Genomic DNA, 25,810 nt, shown 5'->3' on the forward strand with positions numbered 1-25,810 from the left:
CATACTAATGTTAGAGAAAATGAAAGTGATTTTTGATATAGGGACTTGCCGAGTGTAAGTCCCTATATCATTACAAAAAATAAAGAATAAATTATATCCTATTTGTTTAGCATAATATCTTTATTATTCATTAGATGGTCTAAAGTTATAACTTTTAGCAGATAAGTTTTATATTAGTTGGGGGTTATTATGAAAATTATTGTGAAGAAAATTATGACTACTATAGTTACCTTGCTTTTAGTATCTATTATAATTTTTCTTATGTTTAATGTTCTACCAGGCAATCCAGCCCAGTCTATATTAGGCATTGATGCAGATCCAGCACAAATTCAAAATTTGGAAATTGAACTTGGCTTAGATAGGAATTTACTTGAGCGTTATTTTGAATGGTTAGTAAACTTATTCAGTGGTGATTTAGGTATTTCTTATCGTTATCAACAACCTGTAGCTGACATAATTTCTTCTCGATTGCCAGTAACTGTTTCTTTAACAATTTACTCATTTGTTATCACTTTAATATTTGCTATTCCCCTTGGACTTTTTATTTCTCGTTATGAGGGTACAATGATGTCTACTATCGTTTCATTAATTACTCAATTAGGAATTTCTACACCATCCTTTTGGTTAGGATTCTTACTTATCTATTTTTTTGCATATAAATTAAATCTTTTTCCCACGTTTGGGTACATCCCATTTCGTGATAATTTTGTTGGAGGATTACAATCTCTTTTTCTACCGTCACTTGCGATAGCTATTTCCAATATTGCTGTTATTATTCGCTACTTATCAAATTCTGTATCTGATCAACTTAGTCAAGATTATGTTACTACTGCTATGGTTAAAGGGGCTTCAGACGGACGAATAATGTATCGGCATGTATTGAAGAATGCATCTCTTCCTGTAATAACGATTATAGGATTAATGGTTGCCGATACTCTTGGAGGTTCTATCATAATAGAAAATGTCTTTGCTTTACCTGGATTAGGGTCTCTACTTAATGCATCAGTAGAATCAAGAGATTTTCCGTTAATTCAATCACTAGTAATGTTTATATCGATAATTATCATTGTAACTAATCTAGTGGTAGATATTGTTTATAATCTAATTGACCCACGTATTAAACTAGGAGGCAAGTAATGAAAGGTACTCGTGACTATAACCTTTATATTGGTACAATTATTATTATTGGCTTACTTATTATTACACTTGTTAGCTTTGTTTGGACCCCGTACCCTCCTAATACCATAGGAGTCGGGCCTCAGTTACAAGGACCCTCATTTGATCATTTGCTTGGGACTGATAACTTTGGTAGGGACATTCTTAGTCGTATTATGGATGGATCCCGTACAGTATTTTTGATTGGAATATTGTCGGTAGCTATTGGTCTTATTGGTGGTCTAATTATAGGATCCATATCCGGCTTTTTTGGAGGTTGGGTAGATGAAGTTATTATGAGGCTTAATGATGCTATGATGGCGATTCCTGGTATATTATTTGCAATTATGCTAGTTTCAATTTTTGATGCTGGGCTATCTAACACAGTTCTTGCTTTAGGAATACCAAGAATTGCAACGTTTACTAGAGTAATTCGTGGAGGCTTTCTCCAAGTCAAAAATTATGATTTTGTAAAATCAAGTCGTATAAAAGGGGCAACAAACTGGCACATAATTAGCCAACATCTATTACCTAATATTATGACTCAAATTATCGTAGCGACAACTTTGTCTTTCTCTGGAACAGTACTGTCAGAAGCAGGTTTGTCTTATTTGGGCCTTGGAGTGCAACCGCCTGATGCATCGTGGGGTAGAATGTTATCCGAAGCTCAACCTTTTATTGTATCTGCACCCTGGTATATTATTTCAATTGGTATTATTATCACTCTCTTGGTATATGGCTTCAATCTTCTAGGAGACGGGATCCGTAAGTTGCAAGATAAGAGAGGTATCTAAAAATGTCTGAAATATTAAACATAAAAAATCTTTCTTTGGATTTTAAAATACAAAATCAGTTGTATCCAGCAATTTCCAATGTTGATATGAGCGTGAAAAGTAAAGAAATAATTGGCATCGTAGGTGAGTCAGGATCAGGCAAGTCATTAACAGCTAAAACTATTATGGGCATTGCACCTAACAATGCCCATATCGATTACGAAATTCTTAATTATAAAGGTAAAGATATTAATCAAACCTTGAAAAAAAACAGAAAAAATATTCAAGGCAAAGAAATTTCTATGATTTTTCAAGACTCTGGGTCAGCACTCAATCCTTTAACAAGAGTGGGAAAACAGATTCAAGAAGTTTTAAAGATCCATAAAATTAACAGTAAAGATCAACGTAAGAGGATGACTATGGATCTTTTGGGAGATGTTGGATTTCCAGATCCCCAAAGTATTTACAGAAGTTTTCCCCACGAATTATCTGGGGGAATGAGACAAAGAATTATGATATGTATGGCTTTAATTGCTGAACCTGATCTCATAATTGCTGATGAACCAACAACTGCATTGGATACTACTATTCAAAAACAGATTCTTGATATTTTATATCGTTTAATTCGTGAGAAAGAAAAGTCTATGATTATTATAACACACGATTGGGGAGTAATTAACGAGATGTGTGATAGGGTGTATGTTATGTATGCAGGTAAAGTAGTTGAAGAAGGTTCAGTAGAGCAAATAGTTCACCATCCACGTCATTCATACACTAAGGCACTTTTGAAAGCTATACCTTCTCTGAAAAGTAAAGGTCACCCTTTATTTTACATTCCTTTTAAAGTTTCATCAATAACCGACAGACGTCATGGAGAGTGGCCCTACTTGGAATTTAGTAAAAGTAATGAAGAGTATATACGAAAGAATTTTCCTGAATTTATAATTGAAGAGTATAAATCTTCAAAAACTGCTAGTGGAAATTCCAAAGATGATAATAAAGACAAACTTACTAGAAGTTTAGCCCAAGATTCGAAAGAAGAAAAAAGCAATGGCCATGCTTCTTTACCTAACTATTCTGATAAGGCCAAAGCAGATACAATAATTCATCAAGTTCCTGACCTACCAAATTTAAATAATAAATCAGTTAAAGAAAAGCGGGATCTAGAGGAGGATTAAGATGGATAAAATACTACAAGTGAAGAATCTCAATAAAACATTTACCTCAAATTCCTTTTCACTTTTCAGTGCTCCAAAAGCAGTAGTTGCTGCTAACAATATTACGTTTGATATTAATCGTGGAGAAAGTTTCGGATTAGTGGGTGAGTCTGGTTCTGGTAAATCTACAATAGCAAACATTATAGCACGTTTACTTCCGCCAGATTCCGGACAAATACTATTTAACGGACAAAATATATTTAAATCTAAAGGGAAAGAAGCTCGGAATTATTATCGTAATTTACAAATGGTTTTTCAAGATCCCTATGCTACACTAAATCCCCGTAAGACCATTGGTTGGAGTATTGGAGAAGCATTAAGGAATTTTGGGGATATTTCTCGGGAAGAAGTTAAACAACGAGTTGTAGAAGCATTAACCGATGTGGGACTCAATAGTTCATACTATGACCGTTATCCTCATAATCTAAGTGGGGGACAGCGTCAACGTGTGGCTATAGCTTCTACCATAATATTACGTCCTGAATTAATTTTAATTGACGAAGGTGTGTCAGCTTTAGATGTGTCTATTCAAGCAGCAATTTTAAATCTTTTAAATGATCTAAAAAAGAAATATAAATTAACCTATTTATTTATTTCTCATGATCTAAATGTTATAGAGTACTTTTGTGATCGAGTTGCTGTAATGTATCGTGGAGACCTTATAGAGGTTTTTGATCCTTCAGTGACATCTGTTGAAGATAGATCTGACTATACTAGAAAATTATTTGATTCTATCCCTCAGATTTATCTTTAGAGAGGAATTTGACATGCGTATAGGATTCGTTTCAGATATACACATTGACCAAATACCTCTCGAAGGTACTGAAGTATTAAAGCTATTTGGATATTGGATTAAGAAAAATAACCTTTCTCACTTTGTTATCGGCGGAGATATTTGTCAAGGGCAGTTTAAAATTGTAGGTTTTCGGCAAGATAAAAATGTAGGTTTTTGGCAATTCAATTGTAGGTAATCGGTAGTTTTTTATTTCATTCGGTATGATTTTCCAGTGATCTTGAATACCTTCACGTGATGTACCAGACGGTCAAGTATCGCTGCCGCAATCTCTGAGTTCTGAAATAATTCCCCCCAACGGGATAACACAATGTTGGTTGTTATGACAGTTGAATTCTTTTCATACCGCATCGTCATTAGTTGAAAGAATAAGTCTGCTTCAATCTTTTGAATAGGTAAGTAGCCAATCTCATCAATGATAAGCAAGTCATAACGTGCATAACGTTTTAATACGCGCTCTTCTGTCCCTTTTTCAAAAGCTGAACGAAGACGTAAAAGTAATTCATGACAACTAATAAACAATGTACGATAGCCTTGGTGGCAAGCTTCAATCCCTAAGGCAATTACCAGGTGGGTCTTACCCACACCTGGATTACCAATAAATACAAGGTTTTCTTTCTTTTCCATAAAAGCCATATGTTTGAGGTCAATGATTTCGTTTTTATTAATACTTGGTTGGAAATCAAAGTCAAACTCCTCTAAAGAAGTTCTTTTGGGGAAATGAGCGCGCTTAATCACACGTTCAATCTTTTGGTTCTTTTGATAGTGTAGTTCTTGGTTTGTCAGTTCTAATAGAGCCTCAGTTAAAGAAATTTCATTTTTGTTTGCGACATCGATATAATTGGGCACATATTCTCGCATATGGTTTAAATTGAGTTCTTCTAGATTATATAAGAGTTTTTGATAAGCGCTACTCATTCGTTGGCTCCTCCAAAAAGTCATACTGTTTTAAACTATTTTCAATATAGGACTGAATATCATCTTCATCCTTATGACTTAGGACATCAGATTTTAGAATTTGAACCATATCATCATAGTTATAATTCAATGGTTTCTCCGTTAATAAGTGCGAACGGATGCGTTCTCCGTTATAATAGATGTGCACGTGCGATTCGTTATCGGAAAGGGCTAATTCAACTTCTTTTCCAATATAACGAGGATCTACCGAGTACCTACATTTGCGGAACAGAACCATCGCTTCCTTTGTGACTTTACGGCAAATAGAGTCATTGAAATATGGCGTTAATAGGTTTTCTGGTAGCTCATGTAGGTGCTCTTTTTCTTTATCCTTCCATAGGAAATAGGGTGTTTCTCCTGTAGCTTGAGACACTTCCCGATTAAGGTCGTGGCAAAGCATATCTACGATGTGGATAAGGTCTGTACTATCATGGAATTCATGATTATAGACACGTAATCGTTCAACTGTTCGGGCAAGTGCTTCCACACTTCCTTTTGTTTGAGGGCGAAATGGACGGCAGACCATCGTTCTAAACCCTGCATCTTTACTAAATGCATAGAATCGTTCATTCAATTGTACTTTTGAAAACTGAGTTCTTGATTGATCGACAACTGTTTTCATATTATCAAACCAAATTTCTTCTGGAACGCCACCGGTATGTTTAAAAGCCTCATTTAAACACTGAAATAATGTATCTTGTTTGCGGTCAAACGTCAGTGTTATAAACTTCATTTTTGAAAATGGCAATACATAGAGAAAAATATTAAAGCAAATAATTTCTCCTTGTTCACTGATAAGATGTATGTTTTCTTTCCAATCAACTTGAGCAGAAAGACCCGGCGTATGTTCAACACGGATCGTCGCTTTCTTGACTCGCTCTTTCTTTAACTCACGACAGTAAGTTTTTACCAAACTATAGCTGCCATCAAAACCTTTCTTCTCAATAAATCGGAAGATACTATAGGCACTACAGTGGCCTTCTAGCTTTTCGTGAATCATGTTTTTAAACGGATCCAGTTTGCTTCCACGTTTCTTACGAGGAGAGGTTGAGCTTTCTCCTTTCAATGCTTCATGATAGGCTGCCTTAACCGTGCGGTAATCGCACCCAAATTGTTGAGCTAAAGCAGAAAAATTAGGTTTAATACCGTCTATCATATATTTTTTCACTCCTTCTCGAATATCTCTTCTCATCCCAATACCTCCATTTCTAAAGGGATAAGAAGAGTATATAAAAAATGTAGGAAAACCAACAATTTTAAATTGCCGTTTTCCTACATTTTATAGCTGCCGTTTACAATATTTCAAATAATTGGAAAGTCTCTTGTCATTTTGTTCAAGATCTTCAAGATACAACAGGTGTCCAAGTTTATTTTATTCCCGGTAACCATGATTATTGGTCCCAAAATACGGAAGAACCACAATTATATGATCAAATAGATACTTGGAGTATTTATAGAAAATTATCTAAACACCCACAATGCTTGTTAGAGAAATCTATTTGGCTTAGCGATCAACTTGTCTTGGTAGGACACTCTGGTTGGTATAATCATGCATATAAAGGATCCAAGGATAATGGAAATATCTTTACAGAGCAAGAGTTGGAGAAAGGTGAATATAATGAACGAACATGGCAAGATAAGATATTTGTGAATTGGAAAATGTCTGACCGGGATACTTCAAAGATTATGACTAATAAAGTTAGAAACCAACTTGAAAGGTTAAAAAATGATTTTACTAAATCATTCGAAAAAGAAGAACTTCAAGTTATTCTTGTGACACATATGGTTACAATACCTGAATTTTGCGTTCCAATGCCTCACCAAGAATTTGACTATTTTAATGCATTTATAGGTACAGACGATTTTGATGAATTAATTAAGGACCATCCAATCCTGTATAATTTTATGGGACATGTTCACTATCGAAGTGAACTAATTGTAGGGGGGGATTTCATTTATTGTTAACTGCTTAGGTAACTATGAGGAATGGAGAAGCAGCGATTTAATAGCGGAGCTCCAAGATGCAGCTTTTATTCTAGAAATTGATTAAGTAGATAATATTAATAGCGAAAAAATAATATCATTTTTATTTAGAATTATAATGATATGTATTCCCTAAATATAAAATTTTAAAATATTAACTAGTAAATTTAAAGTATATATAATATGAATCAGATCAAACAAAAATTTACACAATATTAACTTGTATAAGGTAGTTGCTTTCATAATCATTTAGTAAAATAAGGTTATTAAAAAGGAGTGATAATATTGAAAAACAAGAAATTCATTATTTGGTCGACAGTTACCATTGCTGGGCTTTTAAGTTTAAATGCTGTAGAACAAGTTTCTGCCGAAGACTTAGGCCAAGACCAAGGACAAATGCCGGATTCAGACTCCGGAGCAAGCTTAGATCTTCCTCTAGAGGGCCAAGCCATCGACCAAGGTCAATCAAACCAAGTCGAAGAAAGTAATTTAGAAGTAACCATTTACCCAAGTGACCAAGGTGAAAGTGGTGGGGTAGAGGTAGAAACGGTCCAACTTAGTCAACCAGATAAACCAGATGATGTAAATACAGCTGATGATTCATTTGAACTTAAAGATAATCCGGCTGATAGCAAAGTTGTCTCAGGTCAGTCAGAAAACTCTGAAAATAGTGACGAGGTAGAAGAAAAAAAGAGAGAAATTCTAGAATTCTCTGCCCCAATAGATGAAGAAAAAGCTTACGTTGAAGCCAACACCCCTGACCCACAACCAGGCTTTAGGGTTCTTCCTTACTTACAGAAACCTTCTAGCGATTCTATGAGAATATCTTGGATTTCTGAACTAGGCTCTCCAGCCCGTATAACCTTGAAAGCCGGGGGGAAGCAAGTTTCACAGCAAGTTATTGAACCCCAGTACATGGAGATCATGGAATATACTCGGGCTGAAGTAGACGAAAACATCTCACATGCTGGCAAAACACTACCAAAAGGTGAGTGGTTATATTCTAACAGTAACTACAAGTACGATGCTGACTTTGATAAGTTAGTCCCTAACACCGAGTATACATATATGATTGAAATGGATGGGCAAAAATATCAAAACACCTTCAAAACCTTTCCGACCAAGGATGATTGGGACCACATCCGACTAGCAGCATTTTCAGATACTGAAACTGAACCTAAGGGTGCTATTGAGCAAAGAGAATGGGAGCTTCACACCACTAATCCTTACACTTCTGAGTCTGAACCCCGTCCAGGACAGGGATCTGACTTTGCTGAGAAGCATGGTGCTTCAACCCGTAACGATATGTTCTTGGTGAACTACCCGATTGACCAGCAAACAGCTTTGAATGAAAACTTGGCCCACCTAGCTGAAGCTAATTTGGATGCCCTCTTAATTGCAGGAGACCTTACCCAGGGATCTGGTTACCAACCTGCCTGGGACGAATTTTGGCGCCATTTTGCGGGAAATTTCAACGACTTTGCTTCCAATGTTCCCCTAATCACTGCCTTGGGTAACTGGGAGACTACTGCCGCCCTAAGTGGAGACTACGGGTCACAAGCTGACCGAAGTCCTGTGGTAAAAGCTAGAAATAGATACCACGCCTACATCTCTACTCCTGACTACCCAGGACACGAACAACATAAGTCTTCTTACTACCGGACTGACATTGGACCAATTACCATCTTGACCCTTGATTCTACTAATGGCTTGCCAGATGAAGATGTCAACCAAGGCATGCTGACTGGTGAGAAATACACTGGTGATGACAGTATCTTGCAAGAAGAATTATGGTACAAGGGAAAGGAGTATGATCCTTACATTACAACTGATACCCAAGGATCCTTTACAGCTGAAGAATATGCCAATGCCTACCCAAAAGTTTTTCCTGGAACTAGTCCGGAAGATTCTGACCTTCCAGCTTTCAATCCAGGTAGTCTTCAGTGGAAGTGGGCTGTTGAACAATTGCAAGATGCCCGAGAAAAAGGTCAAATCATCGTTGTCCAATTCCACCATGCTCCGTATTCTTCTGGTGTCCACGGTATGGCTCCAAACTTCTCCGAACCAGACAACCAGTCAGGGGTTGCCATGCGGGTTTACTCGCCACTATTCGAAAAATATGGTGTCAGTCTAGTTATCGCCGGTCACGATGAAATGTTTGAACGGTCATTTGTAGACCTTGATGGTGATGGTCGAGGCTTCCATGTTTACGATGTTGGGGTAGCAGCGGATGGTCTCCGCGGTGAAAAAGTTGTCAGGGATGAGGAAGGCAAGCTAGTTCCATTGAACTTCAACACCTACTCCCAGTGGTCTGCAACTGCTAATGAACCTGAGACTTGGCTAACCAATGAAAACGGGGTTAAGCACCTAGTGGATGGCGGCTTACACTATGGTCACCTACAAATTGATTTAGTTCGGACAGACTACGGTTCTAAAATGATCCTCCAACCGGTCTACCTTTTCCCAATCTTAGATGATGACTACAATTTTGTCAGAACTGAACGTCGAGTATATGACGATGTAGTAGTGATGCACTTTGACCACGATGGCCTAGAAATTATCGATTTCCAAGAAGAGTTCACCTTTAAATTTATCAACTCAACTACTAAAGGCAGCACTAGTTTTAAGTCTCCTAGCATTGGAGAAGCCAAAAAATACTTCGACCAGTACGCTAAAGAAAGTGGTTTAGGTGACCTAGTCTGGACCTTTGATCCTGACAGTAGAACTTTTACAGCAGTTGGTCAAGATGTAATTGGCAAAACGATTGCTGACATAGACGAATCCGTTTACAACTTCCTTGCACCAACTCCTGATTGGTCTCCTTCAGAAGAAGATCAAGATGAAGAAGATAGTATATATCCAATTGAAGGAGAGGCTTCAGTAGACTCAGTCTACGACTTCCAAGCACCAAGCTTTGAATGGAACACTGATCAAGAAATTCCAGATCAATTAAAAGTTTATACACTAGTTTACATTACCCAAAATACTAGGGGCAAAAATGGAGCGACAACTGTTAAAGCGGGTAATCCGGAAGAAGCTGAAAAATACTTCCGCAACTGGGCTAGTGAAAATGGTTTAGGTGACTTAGATTGGGCCTATGACGAAAGTAGCCGAACCTTCACAGCGAGAGAAAAAGTTGAACAAGCTACTACCATTGAAGGAGAAAGTTCAGTTGACGCGGTTTATGACTTCTTAGCACCAGACTTTATATGGAATACTGACCAAGTGGATTCAGGAACAAACCAACCGGGTCAAGAAAGTTCTGACCAAAAAGATCCTGAAGCAGATCAACCAGGTCAAGAAAGCCCTGAACAAGAAGATCCTGAAGCTGACCAACTAGATCCAGGAAATACTGACCAAGAAGATCCTGAAGAAGAAAAGCCAAATTCAAAAACTTTAGACAAGGAGTTCTCTGGTCAAGGGCAGACTAAACAGGAATCTCCTGACCAAAAGTCATCTGACCAAAATTCACCTAGTAAATCAAAAGATTTTAGTCAAGGCAGTCCTGCTAGCGGGGATCAACCAGCCAACCAAGCTCTGCCAGATACTGCCACAGGGACTTGGGCTTTAGGTTTACTTGGATTAACCACTTTATTTACCGGATTCTTAACCAGTAAAAACAAGGAAAATTAACCAGATGTATAAAATTTTAGCCTAACGAGTTACTTTCTATTAAAGATTGCTAGCTACCAGTCATGGCCTTATCCCAAGATAGGTCTATGGCTGGTTTTTTATCGCATTTTGAAAAGGATTAATGACAAATTAATAATTTTAATTTTCTAGCAAAAAATAAAAAATGGATTTTTTTGCGTATTAATAGTTAGGACAGAAAAGGAGGGTGATCCATGGAAAAAGTAAAAGAATTTTGGCAGGACTATTGGCAAATCATCTTAGCTGTCCTAGTTCTTAGTTTTATGACTCTTTTTTTCCTCTTAAACCAAGTCAAGGGTCAGGACCAGGAAGAAGAGAGTTTTGCTAGCTTAGTAGAAGGCAAGGAAGAGATGGGGGACGAACTTGACCAGGAAGATCTGGAGGAAGTAGCAGAAGAGGAGCCTGGATGGATTATGGTAGACATTAAAGGCCATGTCAAGTATCCAGGGGTCTATGAAGTTTTGGCTGATTCTAGAATTCAGGATGTCGTCGAACTTGCTGGGGGCCTCAGTCCTGAAGCCAACCCCTTGACCTTTAACTTAGCCCAGAAAGTTCGTGATGAAATGGTCATCTATATCGGGGGACCGGATGATCCAGAAGTGACCAGTCAAGCTTTTGAGACCAGTGAAGAAGGGGAGAGCCTGGTCGTTAATCTAAATGAAGCCAGCAAGGAAGAATTAATGCAATTAAATAGTATTGGGCCAGCCAAAGCGGACAATATCATCCAATACCGAGAAGACCATGGTGGTTTTAAAACAATTGAAGAACTGAAGAATGTGTCCGGCATCGGAGACAAAACATTTGAAAACCTTAAGGATAATCTTTCAATCTAAAAGTTAAATGTAGTAGAATAGGCTTTGTGAAGCAATAAATGAGTAAGGAGGTTAGGCCATGACGACCAAACGCATTCCTTGGGACCAATATTTTATGGCCCAAAGCATTTTAATTTCCATGCGGTCTACCTGTCAAAGACTAGCTGTCGGGGCAACCATTGTCAAAGACAAGCGGGTTATCTCTGGCGGCTACAATGGGTCGGTCAGCGGGGAGCCCCACTGTATCGATGTTGGTTGCTATATAGAAGATGGCCATTGCCTAAGGACTATTCATGCTGAAGAAAATGCCATTTTACAATGCAGTAAGTTTGGATCTTCTACTGATGGTGCAGCTATCTACGTCACCCACTTTCCCTGCCTGCAGTGCACTAAGCACTTAATCCAGGCCGGTATAAAAGAAATTTACTACTTGAAAGATTACCACAACCATCCTTATGCCATGGAATTAATCGACCATGCAGGTATCCATCTCAAAAAAGTTGAGATGGATGACCAGGTTTTCAATGCTATTCAGTCCTTCACTCCAGACCAGCCCTAAGCAATAAGCACTTGCATGAAGTATAAGTGGTTACTGCTAGCCATTATGGTCTTAGCCCTGGCCTGTCTTCTAGGGACTGGCCACTTCCTAGCTTGGCTTGTGACAATTTTTTGGTTAGGCCGACTACTATCTTTTAATAATAAAAAAGTCTTAAGCCTGGCCTTACTTTTATCTGCTCTTTTAGTCTTCCGTTACAATTTCATCAAAAATGAGTCCAGCCTCGCTACTGACTTAGACCAGGCGCAGGGTCTAGGCTTGCCGACCACAACCAGGCTTGACGGAGACAAGTTAACCTTTGAAGCCTACCTTCCTGACTACCAAGAAAAAGTGATGGTCCACCACCTTTTTGCTAGTCAAGCCGAAAAAGAAAGCTTCCAGATTGACGCCATTCAATCCTTTACCATCCAAGGTAAGCTTGAACAAGCCCAACCCAATACCAATATTAACCAGTTTAACTACCAGTCCTATCTGGCTCGACAAGGGATTTTTTATATTTTCAAGGCTGAAAAACTCCAGCCCCTACCTGATTCAGGAGGCCAACTGCCACTATTCCTTTACCTAGACCGGGCTAGACACCAGATTTTGCAAGGGCTGGAAGACGTTTTTATTGGCCCTGTTTTGCCCTATATCCAAACCTTGGTATTTGGCCATCAAAAAGCTATGGCAAGAGACCAGGTTAACTTGTTTAAAGAACTCGGTATTATCCATATTATCAGTATTTCAGGGCTCCATGTAGACTTATTGGTTCAAATTTTATCTCAAATTTTGTCCTTTTTCCGGGTCAGCCGAGACCGAAGCCTGTTTTTCCTTATCTTAGTCCTGCCTCTCTTTAGCCTGCTGGCAGGCTTGGGGACAAGTGTCTTTCGGGCAGTCGTGTCAAACCTTTTGTACTTTATTTTTCGCTTAAAGGGGGTCAATTTAGCTAAAAGTGATGCCTGGTCCATAACCTTGATCTTAGCCTTATTGCTTAACCCTTTAGTTATTTTCGGGATTGGCTTTCAATTAAGTTATGGGATCAGTGGCCTTCTTCTATTAATTGAAGAAAGGCAGCTATTGAAGACCTATAAACCAGTCAACCAGCTTTTGGTCCTTAACTTATTAGTGAATATGTTCGTTATCCTTTTTGTTAGCTACCACTATTTTGAATTTCCCTTGATCTCTTACTTCTTAAATATCGTTTTTGTCCCTATCTTCTCCCTAGTTATTTTTCCCATGGTTTTGGTCACTCTTTTCCTAGGTCTAGTTCTGCATCAGACTGGTTTTGGGGCCTGGATTATGGCTTACACCAATTTTGTTTTAGAGTCCATGGAAGACCTATTATCCTGGGTTCATAACTACGGATCTTTTACCATCACTCCAGGACGCCTATCATGGCCGGTCTACCTCGGCTTGGCTGTCATTTTTTACCTGGTCTTGGTATACTTGCAAGCCAAGAGGAAGAAAATCTGGGCCTTATTGGGTTTAGCTACACTTTTTATTTTAGGTCTGTCTAGTCAGCAATTCTCCCCTCTTGGTCAGGTTTATGTCTTTGATGTTGGCCAGGGGGACGCGATCTTGGTCAAACCTCCAATGTCAGCTTCCGGAATTATGATTGACACAGGGGGTCAGTTCAAATGGCAGGAAAAAGAAGACTGGCAAAAGCGGGAAAGAGATTTTTCCTTAGCCCGGGATGAAATTGTCCCCACTCTAAAATCCATGGGCATCAGTCATTTAGAGGCCCTTTACCTGACCCATGGTGATTATGACCATGTGGGGGAGACCCAGGCCTTACTTGACCATTTCCCTGTTTCAGAAATTCGGGTCAGCCAAACGACTTACCAGTCAGATATCATCCAGGCTTTTGCCCGGGCTGGAATCGACTTTAAGTTAGTTGAGGCTGGTCAAGTTTACCGTCATCATTCCTTGACCTTGGCTGTTCTTCACCCCAAAGAGCTAACAGAAGACAGCAATGATGCTTCCCTGGTTTTGTATGGCAAGCTTGGGGGTGAAGGTTGGCTTTTTACAGGGGACATTGAAGCCGGTGGGGAGGAAACGATTATGGCCTCCTATCCCAACTTACAAATTGATAACTTAAAGCTAGCCCACCATGGGAGTAAAACTTCCTCAGGCCAGGCCTTTATCGACCATTACCGGCCTAAGCGGGCTTATATTTCTGCCGGTCGCTTAAATCCCTACGGCCATCCCCATTCTGAGGTCTTGGACCGTTTAGAGGGGGTGGGGACTCAGGTCTTTCGGACTGACCAAGCCGGTGGTTTGATTTATACTTACAGTGACCTAGAATGCTTGATTCAGCTAGTTAAAAAATATGACCAAGTAATAAAAGAAGAAGGGAGGAAGACTGATGAAAATTGAAGACCAACTCAAAAAAATTAAAGACCAAGACTTGGCTCCCCTCTACCTGGTCCAGGGAGATGACCAGTACTTGTTAGACCAGGTTAAAAAAAGTTTGAGCCAGGCCCTTTTGGACCAGGATGAAGCTTCTATGAATTTTGGTCAATTTAATATGATGGCAGATAGCCTAGACATGGCCTTGTCTGATGCGGAATCTTATCCCTTTTTTGGGGACAAGCGCCTGGTTTACATCCAAGACCCCTTTTTCCTAACAGGGGAGAAGCGGAAAACAGATCTGGACCATGACTTGGATCGCTTGCTGGCTTACCTCCAAAACCCAGCCGACTTTACTGTTCTCGTCTTCTTTGCTCCTTATGAGAAACTGGACAAGCGGAAGAAGGTCACCAAAGCCCTATTGCAGGAAGCTGAGATTATAGATGCCAGTTCCCCAGACCAAAGAGATCTAAAAGATATGGTCCAGAAAAAAGTAAAGGCTCGAGGCTACCAGTTTGACAAAGGAGCTTTAAAGGCCCTGGTTGAAAAAACCAATGCCAACTTAAGTCGGGTCATGCAAGAGTTGGACAAGTTATTCTTGTACCATTTAGATGACAAAATCATCACCGTCCAGTCAGTTGACCAGGTCGTATCACCAAGCCTGGAAAGTAATGTCTTTAGTATTAATGACTATATTTTAAGCGGGCAAAGCCAGGCTGCTATACGGGCCTTTAATGACTTAATTCAACAAAAGGAAGAGCCAATTAAAATCATCGCCATTATGATGAACCAATTCCGTTTATTATTGCAGGTTAAAATATTGCGGACTAAGGGCTACCAACAAGGAGAGATCGCTAAAATCTTAAAAGTTCACCCCTACCGGGTTAAGCTAGCCATAGAGAAACAGGAGATTTTTTCCAAGCAAAGTCTATCGACCGCCTACCGCTACTTAATTGAGTCAGATCATTTGATTAAAACGGGCAAGGTGACCTCGCAATTGCAATTTGAACTTTTTGCCCTACAATTTAAAGATTCTGTCATGAATTAACTTGCTTTTTACTTGTATTTTTTGTAAACTGATTGAGTTAGCAAGCTAGCAACTAGCTCAGTTAGATTAGACAAGGAGTGTTACAATATGGCAAATAATCCACAAACTTTTAAACGTATTCGCCAAGATGAGAAAAAACGTCAACTGCATAAAAGTCAAATTACCGGGATGAGAACTGCTAAGAAACGATTCTTAAAAGCAGCTCAAAATAATGAGGACAATGCCCAAGACCTATACCGACAAGCAGTTTCTGCTATAGACCGGGCTGTGACAAAAGGGCACATCCATAAGAATAAAGCTGCCCGTGACAAGTCACGTTTAGCTAAAAAATTAGGTTAAATAAAGTCTCCTATATTATGGTCTACCCAGCCAGTCAACTTGCTTGCTGGGTAAGCTAATAATATAGGTTTTTCTTTTACTTAGTCTTGAAATCAATCTGAAAGGGCAGGGACCGGACCTGGCCCTTGTTAGCTATACAAGGAGAGGACCAAGCGAAGACCACCCTTCCGGCTTTGTATGAAGATCCACTTGCTCGCTTTCGGTCATTTGGTCCTAGCTGGTTTACGTAAGCCGATATAGAGAGATAAGTAAGGAGATTAGCCATGACCAACCCAGATTCAGTTTTTGATTTACAGTCAAAATACCAACCTGCAGGTGACCAACCCCAAGCTATTAAAAAAATTGCTCAAGGTATCTTAAACCACCAAAAAGAACAAGTCCTACTAGGGGGGACAGGGACAGGTAAGACCTTCACTATCTCCAATGTCATCCAGGAAGTCTCCAAGCCCACCTTGGTTATTGCTCATAACAAGACCCTAGCCGGACAGCTCTACACGGAAATCAAGGAACTATTCCCTAATAATGCAGTAGAGTACTTTGTTAGTTACTATGACTATTATCAACCTGAAGCTTATGTCCCTTCAACGGACACCTTTATTGAAAAAGATGCTTCTATTAATGACGAAATTGATAAATTGCGTCACTCTGCCACATCTTCCATTCTGGAGCGACGGGACACCATTGTTGTTGCCTCTGTTTCTTGTATCTATGGTTTGGTCAATCCTCTCGACTACCGTGACCATGTCCTTTCTTTAAGAGAAGGAACTGAAATGAGCCGGGATGAATTACTGGCTCGTTTGGTTGACATGCAATACGAACGGAATGACATTGACTTCCAACGGGGACGGTTCCGAGTCCGGGGCGATATCGTGGAGATTTTCTTGGTTTCCCGGAGTTCAGAGGCCATCCGGGTTGAGTTTTTTGGGGATGAAATCGACCGGATCCGGGAAGTGGACGTTGTAACAGGTGAAGTAAGAGAATCCCTCAAGCATGTTGCCGTTTTCCCTGCCACCCACTTTGTCTCAAGCAAGGAACAAACGGAAGAAGCTATTCACTCCATCCGGGTGGAACTCAAAGAACAATTGAGCAAACTGAATGATGAAAATAAATTGTTAGAAGCCCAAAGACTAGAGCAAAGAACGGAATACGATATTGAAATGCTCAAGGAAATGGGCTATTGTTCAGGTATTGAAAACTACTCCCGTCACATGGATGGCAGAAAGCCGGGAGAACCCCCTTACACCTTGCTTGACTTCTTCCCAGAAGATTCGCTTTTTATCATCGATGAGTCCCACATGACCATGCCCCAGATTCGGGGTATGTACAATGGGGACAAGGCCCGGAAGGAAATGCTGGTGGACTACGGTTTCCGCTTACCCTCTGCCTTAGACAACCGGCCCCTGCGCTTGGAAGAATTTGAAGACCGGGTGCCCCAAATTTGCTATATTTCAGCCACTCCAGCCGATTATGAATTAGATCGGTCCTCCCAAGTGGTGGAACAAATCATTCGTCCAACTGGCCTCTTAGACCCAGAGATTGAAGTGCGGCCGATTGAAGGTCAGATCGATGACCTCATTAATGAAATTCAAAAACGGATTGACTTGAATGAAAGAACCTTTATCACAACCCTAACCAAGAAGATGGCAGAAGACTTGACCGACTACTTGAAAGAAGTAGGGATCAAGGTCCGCTACCTCCACAGTGATATCAAAACTTTGGAGCGGACTGAAATCATCCGGGACCTCCGCCGTGGGGACTTTGATGTCTTGATTGGGATTAACTTGCTACGAGAAGGGTTGGATGTGCCGGAAGTTTCCTTAGTCGCCATTTTGGATGCGGACAAGGAAGGTTTCTTAAGAGGCACCCGGTCTTTGATCCAAACAGCAGGCCGGGCAGCCCGGAATGCCAGTGGTAAGGTCATCATGTATGCCGACCATATGACGGATTCCATGAAAACTACAATCGATGAAACGGAAAGAAGACGGGCCATCCAACAGCAATTTAACGAAGACCACGGCATTACTCCTCAAACCATCCGCAAAGAAGTCCCTGACCTCATTAGTATTGCCAAGGTGGAAGACGACGATGGCCAAGGTTTGACCGAAGAAAAAATCAAAAAATTGTCCGTAGACGAAAGACGGGACATGATCGACAGTATGGAATATGAAATGCAAGAAGCAGCTAAGAACCTTGAATTTGAGAAAGCAGCTAATTTAAGGGATGTTGTCATGGAAATTAAGAGTAAGTTTAAAGCTTAAGTCTCTAGGCAAAGTGCTAAGGGTCAAAGGCTTGATTTTAACCATTCAGTATAGTATGATATTTACCGTGTTGAACAAGCCAAGTAAGCACAGACCTTCGCTTGGATGGGCGATTCACCAACGCCATCTCAGTGAATGGATTCAATGAAGAGAAAGAGGTGGAACTTATGGCAGTTTCTCAGGAAAGAAAGAACGAAATCATTAAGGAATATGCACTTCACGAAGGAGACACTGGGTCTCCAGAAGTCCAAATTGCCGTTTTAACTGAGGAAATCACGGAATTAAACGAGCACTCTAAAGTGCACAAAAAAGATTTCCATTCAAAACGAGGCTTATTGAAAAAGATCGGTCGCCGTCGTAATTTGTTAGCATACTTGCGAAATAAAGATATTACACGCTACCGTGAATTGATTAATCGTTTAGGATTACGTCGTTAAAATAAAGTAAAGATAAGCGGGGTTCGGGTGAATCTCGCTTATTTTTTAAGCAAACAAGATAGCATTACACAAGCTACTATACAAATATGAGTATTTAGGCGAGAATATTGATATTTGTAGAGTAGCGGGTAATGTTCAGAAAGGGAGTAGACTATGACCAAAAAAGTATTTACCAAAGAATTTGCTGGACGAACCCTCCAAGTCGAAGTGGGCCAGCTTGCTAAGCAGGCTAATGCAGCAGTCTTAATCCGGTATGACAACACTGCTGTCTTGACTGCAGTAGTCAACGGGGATGAGCCCAGCACCATGCCCTTCTTCCCCCTCATGGTGAATTATGAAGAGAAAATGTACTCAGTGGGTAAAATTCCAGGTGGCTTTATTAAACGGGAAGGACGTCCGTCAGAACACGCCACTCTAACTGCCCGCTTAATTGACCGTCCTATTCGTCCCCTCTTCCCAGAAGGCTTTCAGTATGAAGTACAAATTTACAACACGGTGATGTCCGTTGACCCTGACTGTTCGCCTGAAATGGCCGCCATGTTTGGCTCTTCTCTAGCCCTTTCCATTTCTAGCCTGCCTTTTAATGGCCCCATAGCTGGTGTTAATGTCGGTCGGGTTGATGGGAAATTGATCATCAATCCAACTGAAGAAGAGGATGCAGCCTCTGATATCCACTTAACTGTAGCTGGTACTAAGGAAGCTATCAATATGGTAGAATCTGGAGCTGACCAGGTTTCTGAAGAAGATATGCTAGAGGCCCTCTTGTTTGGCCACCAAGCCATCCAAGACTTGTGTCTTTTCCAAGAAGAGATTATCGCTGAAATTGGCCAAGAAAAAATGGACTATGACCTGGTCTTGCCGGATCCCGAATTGGTAGCTGAAGTGAAAGACCAGTTTAACGACCAAATGACCCAGGCCATCCAGACCAAGGACAAACAAGAGCGGGGTGCCAAGATTGAGGCCGTTAAAGAGGCCATCTTGGCTTACTACGAGGAAAAATACCAGGACCAAGACGAGGAATTCTTGGCCGACTTAGCCTCTGATGTCAAAGAAATAGCTGATGACCTGGAAAAAGAAGAAGTTAGACGCTTGATCACTGAAGAAAAAGTGAGACCAGACGGCCGGAAAGTCGATGAAATCCGTGACCTAGAATCAGAAGTAGGCCTCTTTGCCCGGGTTCATGGATCCGGTCTCTTTACAAGGGGGCAAACCCAGGCCTTGTCCGCCTTAACCCTAGGCCCATTAAATGAACACCAAGTGATTGACGGCTTGAGTTCAGAAGAAGAAAAACGCTTTATCCACCACTATAACTTCCCAAGTTATTCAGTCGGGGAGACCGGTCGGCCGAAGTCACCAGGCCGGCGGGAAATTGGCCACGGTGCCTTGGGTGAGCGAGCTTTAGAACCCATCATCCCAAGCCAGGAAAATTTCCCTTACACTATTCGACTGGTAGCAGAAGTCCTTGAATCCAATGGATCTTCTTCCCAAGCTTCCATCTGTGCCGGCTCCCTTGCCTTGATGGACGGTGGGGTTCCCATTAAGGCGCCAGTAGGTGGGATTGCCATGGGGCTTGTTATGAATAGCCCTGAAGAATATACTGTCTTAACAGACATCCAAGGTTTGGAAGACCACCTAGGAGACATGGACTTTAAGGTAGCTGGGACCCGGCAAGGTATTACAGCCTTACAGATGGACATTAAAATTGAAGGGATCACCGAGGCGATTTTAAAAGAGGCCTTGGCTTCTGCTAAAGAGGCACGCTTGTCCGTTTTAGACAATATGGAAAAAGCAATCGCCCAGCCTCGCCCAGAACTCAGCCCTTATGCGCCTAAAATCAAGTCGATTAAAATTAAGCCCGACCAGATTAAAATTGTCATCGGTAAGGGCGGGGACCAAATTAACGAAATCATTGATGAAACTGGTGTTAAAATTGATATCGACGATGACGGAAATGTTTCTGTTTATGGTCAAGACCAGGCCATGATTGACCGGGCTATTGAAATTATTGAAGAATTAACCGAAGAAGTGGAAGTCGGCAAAATCTACAAGGGTAAGGTTGTTCGAATTGAAAAATTCGGGGCCTTTGTTGAAATTATCAAGGGAACTGATGGCTTAGTCCACATCTCAGAACTAGCAGACGGTTTTGTGAGAAATGTCGAAGATGTTGTTAAGTTAGGAGAAGAGCTGGAAGTCCTAGTGACTGAAATAGACAGCAAGGGCCGGGTCAACTTATCCCGTAAACAGGCCCTTCATAAACTCGAAAAAGAGTCATAAAATAAAACCAATCTGAAAAAAGCAAAAAGCTTGACTAGGAGTCCTAGTCAAGCTTTTTCAAGTTAAGATTCTTGTGACTTTTCCCGCTTTTTTATCCATTTAGTCTGGTGGAGGCGGGAGATCCGCATCAGGTTTTGGTATAAGTCTGCAATCTCTTCCTTAAGGCTGTCATCACTCAGGAAGGATTGGACCTTTGCAATCACTTGCTTTTCCCGGTCTTGGTCCAGAACAGCAATCTTGTTTTTTAGCTTGAGTTCGGCAATGGCTTCGATAGCTTGGCACCGTAATTCGAAGAGCCTGACAATTTCTTGGTCAATCCGGTCGATTTCCTTGCGTTGGTCTTCTAACATGGCAGTTCACTCCTTTAAGGTAGGTTTGACAAGAGGGTAGATCCAATGGGGTAGGCGACAAAGCTAGCGGATAAGATGCTGATTAAAAGTAGCCACAAACCATAGACAAAGCAGTCTTTGGCATTCGTCCAGCCTGATCCGATGGCAATAGCTACATAAGGCATAGAGAGTGGGGTCATAAAGGCAAGAGATGCCATAAAACCAATTAAAGATGCGATTACTCCGGTATTTACTGGGAGTCCTTCTCCTGTTCGGGCATTTGTCAGTATAATTGTTGTGACTAAAGATACTGTCACCAGGTTTGAGGAAAAGTTGGTTTGGAGTCCAGCCCAGGTGACAAAAACGAAGACCATGACCAGAGGAGATAGTTGACCGATGATGGGGGCCAGGGCATGTTCAATTAGAGAAACAACTCCTAATTCTGGCATGGCCATGATGCTCCCTAAGGCTAAGCTAGCAGCAACCAATAACATACTAGGCCAAAAGACCCCTTTTCGAATAGCCTGGTCCAAATGAATAAGGGACTGGCCTTCAATCCGGATGAAGGCTAGGAGGAAAGAACCAAGTAGAGGGGGGAAGGCTATCCCAGCCTGACTTAAAAATAGTCCAGCTTGAAGATCAAATAGCTTTAAAACTTCTGGGAGAATCCATAGTATGACCACCAAAGCAAAAATAGAAACAGTCCACTTTTCCTTTCTATCCGCTTTAGGAATATTAGTTAGCAAACGAACGCTTGTTAAATATACTCCACTTAACTTCAATTTCCACACCCATCTTAACGAAAGGTAGAGGCAGATAAAGATAACTAGGCCTGCTGGGACAGCAAAGCTCATGTACATGCCGTTGGTCAATTCTACATTGAAAGCCGAATTGTAAAGACCCATAGCTGTGAGGGCAGAGATATGATTAATGGGGGTCATAGCTGTTCCTATGGCAATGGTCGAAAAAAGAGCAATGAGTAATTTGGAAGCATTTTTATCCCCTCTATTAAAGCCGAATTGGTCAACAATTTGTTCATAAACCGGAAAGGCAATCATGAATAAGATTGTGGGTGAAATAAAAGACGCAATAACTAAGCTAATTGCCAAGAAGGCAGTGGTAAACCGCCAAGGATTGGCCTGGGCCCACTTATTGTTAATGGCAAGTGAAGTTAACCGGTTAAGAAAGTGGGTCTCTTGTAATGCATGAGTGACTAAAAAGGTGAAAAACAAGAAAACGAAAGTAGTATTTCCGAATGATAACTCAAATACTTGGTTATAACTAATCTCTGGTAGAAAGCCCAAGCAAATTAAGCAGACTAGACTTGGCCAGTCAATGGCCACAAAGAGCCAGAGGATTATGCTAGCTAGGAAAATAGCTAGACTTGCATATGTATAGGTTGGCAAGTTTAAAAAGTTGGCAGAGGTCAAGCTGTTAACTAAGCTGGAGAATAAAATCATAAAAGCCAGGAATAGGCTGACCACTTGGCCTAGTGTCAATTGATTGGCTTGCTTTTTTGAGTCATATCTACAGGCCTCCAAACTTTGCCCGCTTCTGTTGGCTTAAGTCTACTTTAAATTAGAGTCTACCTGGTCTTACTTAGGATTGCAAGAAATATATTAATTTAAATTAATAAAAATCCACCTTGGAGGCTGACCTTTAAGGTTAGACCCCAAGGTGGTAACAAAAAAGATTAAAATTGTGTAAATGTCAACTAAAGAAGTATTACTTGCTTGGTTAAAATGAAAGGAGGATCTCGGTCTAATTAGCCAAGTCTTTCCTAGATTAACTTTGATAGAGACTGGCCTAGATATAGTGACCATACTGAGTTCGGATGGAAATCTCACTAGACAAGAGGACTTCTTCTTGCCCGCTTTTTAAGTCCTTGACTTTTAGGCCGCCATTGGATGCAATATCTAGCACTTTAACCTGACGGGCCGGCTTATCTCCTTCATAGCTTAGGACTTCCTTGCCGATTAAAAGGGATTTCTCCCGACAAATAGCTAGAAAGGCTTGACCATCTTGCCTGTCTTTAAAGGCCTGGATTGCCCGAACTAAATCCTCGATCAGCTTAGCTAAGAGCTGGTCGATATCTATCTCAAAGCCGACAGCCATTTTAAGGGAACCAGCCTTGTCTTGGAGGTCTTTAGGGAAATCTTCCAGGTCTTGGAAGAGGTTGAGACCAATGCCTAAGATGACATAGGAACGACCTGTTTCATCCTGGTCAAAAATAGGGAGAATGCCAGCGATTTTTCGCTGGTTTGCAATAAGGTCATTGGGCCATTTAATGCCTAAGTTGTCAAGGTAGGGGTCTAAGGACTGGCAAAGAGAAGCAGCTGTAATTTGGCTTAGAAGATAAACAGGTAGGTCTTTGGGGAAGTCTGGCAGGAGTAAGGATAAGGACAAACTTTTACCCATGGGGGACTGCCAAGGACGGTTGAGCCGGCCGACACCCGCTCTTTGACTGTAGGCCATAAAGGCGGTTGCCTCCTGAACGTGGTTTGCTGCCTGACGGGCTAAGGTGTTGGTGGAGTCGGTTACTTCTTCTAACTGGATAGGCAAGGAAAAGTCCGGCGAAAAATGTGCTTCAATTCCAGCTTGAGAGTAGAGGGGGTGGCCTAGGAATACTTGCTTATCTCCTGTCACAAGGGGGAAGCCAAGGTTTTTGGCCTCTAGGATAAGGTCTTGAATTTGACTTGGGGAATTAGAGCTTGCTTGATTGAGTTCTTGGATGGTTAAGCCCTCAGGAAAGGCCTGGTTGAGCCGGTAGATAAGTGTTTGCTGGTCCATTTTGCTCCTCCTTTTTGTTTGTAGTATACAAGATTAATGACTAGTCTACAATATTCTAGTCCCAGCCATTAGTCATGCTCCAAGACTTATGCTATAATAGCTATTAGCTTTTAGAACTGAAAAAATAAAAACATAAAGGTGAGAGATTTGTCGAAAATTAAAATCATCCCCTTAGGCGGGATCAGAGAAAACAGTAAGAGTATGTATATTGTTGAAGTAGAAGACCAGATATTTATCCTGGACGTCGGCCTCATGTACCCGGAAAATGAATTGTTTGGTATTGATGCTGTCATCCCAGACTTTACTTATTTAAGGGAAAATGCAGACCGGATTGCCGGGGTCTTTTTATCTCACGGCCACGAGGATGCCATCGGTGGTTTGCCTTACCTCTTGGATGAGTTTGACCTCCCTGTTTTTGGCTCTGAATTGACCATTGAATTGGCTAAGTTGCAAAACCAAAACCATGGCAACAGCAATTTTGATGACTTCCATGTGGTGGGTCAGGATACAGAAATTGATTTTGACGGGATCTTGATTAACTTTTTCCAAGTGACCCACACCATTCCAGAATCAATGGGGATCTCTATCCGGACTGATGAAGGGAATATTGTCTACACTGGTAACTTTAAGTTTGACCAGAGTGCCCATGGGCCCTATAAAACGGACTTTAACCGGATTTCTGATATCGGCAAGGAAGGGGTCTTTGCCCTCTTAAGTTCCTCAATTGAAGCCGAAAGTCAAGAAGAGAATGTGTCGGACAAACGGGTTCAAAAAGTGGTCAATGAGTCCTTCATCCAAACCGATGGCCGGATTATTGTTGCAGCGGTGAAAAGTAATATATTACGAATCCAGCAAATCCTCAATGCCGCTAGTTTAACCAACCGGAAAATCTTTGTCACTGGTAACCAATTAACCGACATTTTAGATACAGCTGTCAAATTGAAAAAACTTTTCTTACCCGAAAAGAACTTGATCAAGCCAATTTCAGAAATTGACAAGTACAGAGACGACCAGATTGTGGTCTTAGAAACTGGGTCCAGTGGGGAGCCTATTAAGACCCTCAGACGGATGGCTACCAAGCAACACCAGCACGTTAACCTCAAAGAAGATGACCTGGTCTATATTGCTACCAGCCCTTCTATTGCCATGGAAGTTACCGTGGCCGAAACAGAAAATTTAATTTACCGGGCTGGGGCCAGGGTGGAGAAAATTTCAGATAAAATCAAGGCGTCAGGCCATGCTACCCCAGAAGACTTACAGCTGATGATCAACCTCTTAAACCCTCGATTCTTTATCCCGGTCCAGGGCGAATACCGGATGTTGGCAGCCCATGCTGACTTGGCCCATGAAGCCGGCATCAATTATAGCCACATCTTCCTCTTGAGTAATGGGGAAGTCCTTGAATACCATAAAGGTAAAATGTCATCAACTGGAGAGGTGCCAGCTGACGATACCCTGGTAGATGGGATCGGGATTGGCGATGTCGGCAATATTGTCCTCCGTGACCGCCGACTCTTGTCGGATGATGGGATCTTGGTTGCCGTGGTTACCATTGACCGGAAGAAACAAAAAATTGTGGCCGACCCCCATATTGTGACCCGGGGCTTTATCTTCGTTAAAGAAAACTATGATCTTATTAACGAAGCCAATGCTATCGTCAAAAAGGTTGTCAAAAAGAACCTCAAAGACAATGATTTTGACTGGTCTTCCATCAAATCAGACATCCGAGATGACCTGAGCGACTACCTCTTCAAGCAAACCAAACGGAACCCTATTATCCTCCCCGTTATAATGGAGGTCAACCAAAGACGTTGGTATGACAACTAGTTAAGAGAACTTTTTTCTAAATAATTAAAATTTCTAATGAAAATTGAAAAAACTAAAGAGCCCCATGGACATTCCCTCCATGGGGCTCTTTACTAGGTCAATTTTTTACAAAATAAAGCTAGTATAGGAAAAATAATGAAAGGGCATTAGTGGCAGGAAATATTTTTAATATTACATTTTCCCATTATGTCCCTATTTAGGCTCTTAAAAGTTGATTGTTCCCTTAATATTTGTAATAATTATAGTGTTGTTGAAATGTAACGATGTGAACATTACATTAAAA

General features: G+C 40.9%; 20 protein-coding genes. 15 read left to right on the plus strand and 5 right to left on the minus strand.

All coding sequences use genetic code 11. The features are described 5' to 3' along the window. Positions 1–189: 189 nt before the first annotated feature. From HMPREF9698_RS01070 to HMPREF9698_RS01085, 4 genes are read left to right on the plus strand one after another with little or no spacing between them, the layout of a single operon-like run. A complete protein-coding gene (locus HMPREF9698_RS01070) occupies positions 190–1,137 on the plus strand; it encodes an ABC transporter permease (protein ID WP_003776427.1) in 948 nt (315 codons plus the stop codon). Then, positions 1,137–1,949, plus strand: coding sequence for an ABC transporter permease (locus HMPREF9698_RS01075; RefSeq protein ID WP_003776429.1), 813 nt, complete (start codon positions 1,137–1,139; stop codon positions 1,947–1,949). Before HMPREF9698_RS01070 ends, HMPREF9698_RS01075 begins: the two co-directional genes overlap by 1 nt. A gap of 2 nt (positions 1,950–1,951) precedes the next feature. Continuing rightward, complete coding sequence (locus tag HMPREF9698_RS01080) at positions 1,952–3,106, plus strand: ABC transporter ATP-binding protein (protein WP_003776431.1); 1,155 nt, start codon at positions 1,952–1,954, stop codon at positions 3,104–3,106. A gap of 1 nt (position 3,107) precedes the next feature. Beyond that, on the plus strand, positions 3,108–3,899 hold the full coding sequence (locus HMPREF9698_RS01085) for an ABC transporter ATP-binding protein (RefSeq protein WP_003776434.1): 792 nt from the start codon (positions 3,108–3,110) through the stop codon (positions 3,897–3,899). 228 nt (positions 3,900–4,127) lie between these two features. Here HMPREF9698_RS01085 and istB read toward each other — a convergent pair whose 3' ends face one another. Next, on the minus strand, positions 4,128–4,856 hold the full coding sequence (istB, locus tag HMPREF9698_RS01095; protein WP_003776438.1) for an IS21-like element helper ATPase IstB: 729 nt from the start codon (positions 4,854–4,856) through the stop codon (positions 4,128–4,130). Further along, positions 4,849–6,087 carry an IS21 family transposase gene (gene istA, locus HMPREF9698_RS01100; RefSeq protein ID WP_003776440.1) on the minus strand — a complete coding sequence of 413 codons (1,239 nt, stop codon included), beginning with the start codon at positions 6,085–6,087 and terminating at the stop codon, positions 4,849–4,851. Before istA ends, istB begins: the two co-directional genes overlap by 8 nt. Before the next feature lie 290 nt (positions 6,088–6,377). Here istA and HMPREF9698_RS01105 point away from each other — a divergent pair, with 290 nt between their 5' ends. The 10 genes from HMPREF9698_RS01105 to pnp all read left to right on the plus strand — a co-directional run bounded on the left by HMPREF9698_RS01105 (position 6,378) and on the right by pnp (position 20,581). After that, positions 6,378–6,860: a metallophosphoesterase family protein gene (locus HMPREF9698_RS01105; RefSeq protein WP_003776442.1), complete on the plus strand. Its 483-nt coding sequence runs from the start codon at positions 6,378–6,380 to the stop codon at positions 6,858–6,860. A 303-nt stretch (positions 6,861–7,163) separates the two neighbouring features. Next, positions 7,164–10,511 carry a metallophosphoesterase gene (locus tag HMPREF9698_RS08620; protein ID WP_003776444.1) on the plus strand — a complete coding sequence of 1,116 codons (3,348 nt, stop codon included), beginning with the start codon at positions 7,164–7,166 and terminating at the stop codon, positions 10,509–10,511. A gap of 212 nt (positions 10,512–10,723) precedes the next feature. Beyond that, a complete protein-coding gene (locus tag HMPREF9698_RS01115) occupies positions 10,724–11,362 on the plus strand; it encodes a helix-hairpin-helix domain-containing protein (RefSeq protein ID WP_003776447.1) in 639 nt (212 codons plus the stop codon). Positions 11,363–11,420: 58 nt separating this feature from the next. Then, a complete protein-coding gene (locus HMPREF9698_RS01120) occupies positions 11,421–11,900 on the plus strand; it encodes a ComE operon protein 2 (RefSeq protein ID WP_003776449.1) in 480 nt (159 codons plus the stop codon). A gap of 15 nt (positions 11,901–11,915) precedes the next feature. Further along, complete coding sequence (locus HMPREF9698_RS01125) at positions 11,916–14,252, plus strand: DNA internalization-related competence protein ComEC/Rec2 (RefSeq protein WP_040292330.1); 2,337 nt, start codon at positions 11,916–11,918, stop codon at positions 14,250–14,252. After that, complete coding sequence (holA, locus tag HMPREF9698_RS01130) at positions 14,242–15,273, plus strand: DNA polymerase III subunit delta (protein ID WP_003776453.1); 1,032 nt, start codon at positions 14,242–14,244, stop codon at positions 15,271–15,273. Before HMPREF9698_RS01125 ends, holA begins: the two co-directional genes overlap by 11 nt. Positions 15,274–15,360: 87 nt before the next feature. Then, on the plus strand, positions 15,361–15,612 hold the full coding sequence (gene rpsT, locus HMPREF9698_RS01135; RefSeq protein ID WP_003776455.1) for a 30S ribosomal protein S20: 252 nt from the start codon (positions 15,361–15,363) through the stop codon (positions 15,610–15,612). A 263-nt stretch (positions 15,613–15,875) separates the two neighbouring features. Next, positions 15,876–17,870 (plus strand): excinuclease ABC subunit UvrB, encoded by a 1,995-nt coding sequence (gene uvrB, locus HMPREF9698_RS01140; protein WP_003776458.1) that lies wholly within the window; start codon positions 15,876–15,878, stop codon positions 17,868–17,870. Positions 17,871–18,037: 167 nt separating this feature from the next. After that, entirely contained in the window at positions 18,038–18,307 is a 270-nt protein-coding gene (gene rpsO, locus HMPREF9698_RS01145) for a 30S ribosomal protein S15 (protein WP_003776459.1), read from the plus strand. A gap of 153 nt (positions 18,308–18,460) precedes the next feature. Further along, positions 18,461–20,581: a polyribonucleotide nucleotidyltransferase gene (gene pnp / locus HMPREF9698_RS01150; RefSeq protein WP_003776461.1), complete on the plus strand. Its 2,121-nt coding sequence runs from the start codon at positions 18,461–18,463 to the stop codon at positions 20,579–20,581. A gap of 62 nt (positions 20,582–20,643) precedes the next feature. On the opposite strand, the gene HMPREF9698_RS01155 is transcribed toward pnp, so the two are convergent. The 3 genes from HMPREF9698_RS01155 to HMPREF9698_RS01165 all read right to left on the minus strand — a co-directional run bounded on the left by HMPREF9698_RS01155 (position 20,644) and on the right by HMPREF9698_RS01165 (position 23,700). Next, on the minus strand, positions 20,644–20,931 hold the full coding sequence (locus HMPREF9698_RS01155; protein ID WP_003776463.1) for a chorismate mutase: 288 nt from the start codon (positions 20,929–20,931) through the stop codon (positions 20,644–20,646). Positions 20,932–20,945: 14 nt separating this feature from the next. Further along, positions 20,946–22,409: an SLC13 family permease gene (locus tag HMPREF9698_RS01160; RefSeq protein WP_040292370.1), complete on the minus strand. Its 1,464-nt coding sequence runs from the start codon at positions 22,407–22,409 to the stop codon at positions 20,946–20,948. 307 nt (positions 22,410–22,716) lie between these two features. Next, positions 22,717–23,700 (minus strand): biotin--[acetyl-CoA-carboxylase] ligase, encoded by a 984-nt coding sequence (locus HMPREF9698_RS01165; RefSeq protein WP_003776467.1) that lies wholly within the window; start codon positions 23,698–23,700, stop codon positions 22,717–22,719. A 147-nt stretch (positions 23,701–23,847) separates the two neighbouring features. On the opposite strand from HMPREF9698_RS01165, the gene HMPREF9698_RS01170 reads away from it, so the two are divergent. Then, a complete protein-coding gene (locus tag HMPREF9698_RS01170; RefSeq protein ID WP_003776469.1) occupies positions 23,848–25,527 on the plus strand; it encodes a ribonuclease J in 1,680 nt (559 codons plus the stop codon). The last annotated feature ends 283 nt before the right edge of the window (positions 25,528–25,810 follow it).

Origin of the sequence: Alloiococcus otitis ATCC 51267, from assembly GCF_000315445.1 — a bacterium.
In the GTDB taxonomy this organism is placed as follows: Bacteria; Bacillota; Bacilli; order Lactobacillales; family Carnobacteriaceae_A; genus Alloiococcus; species Alloiococcus otitis.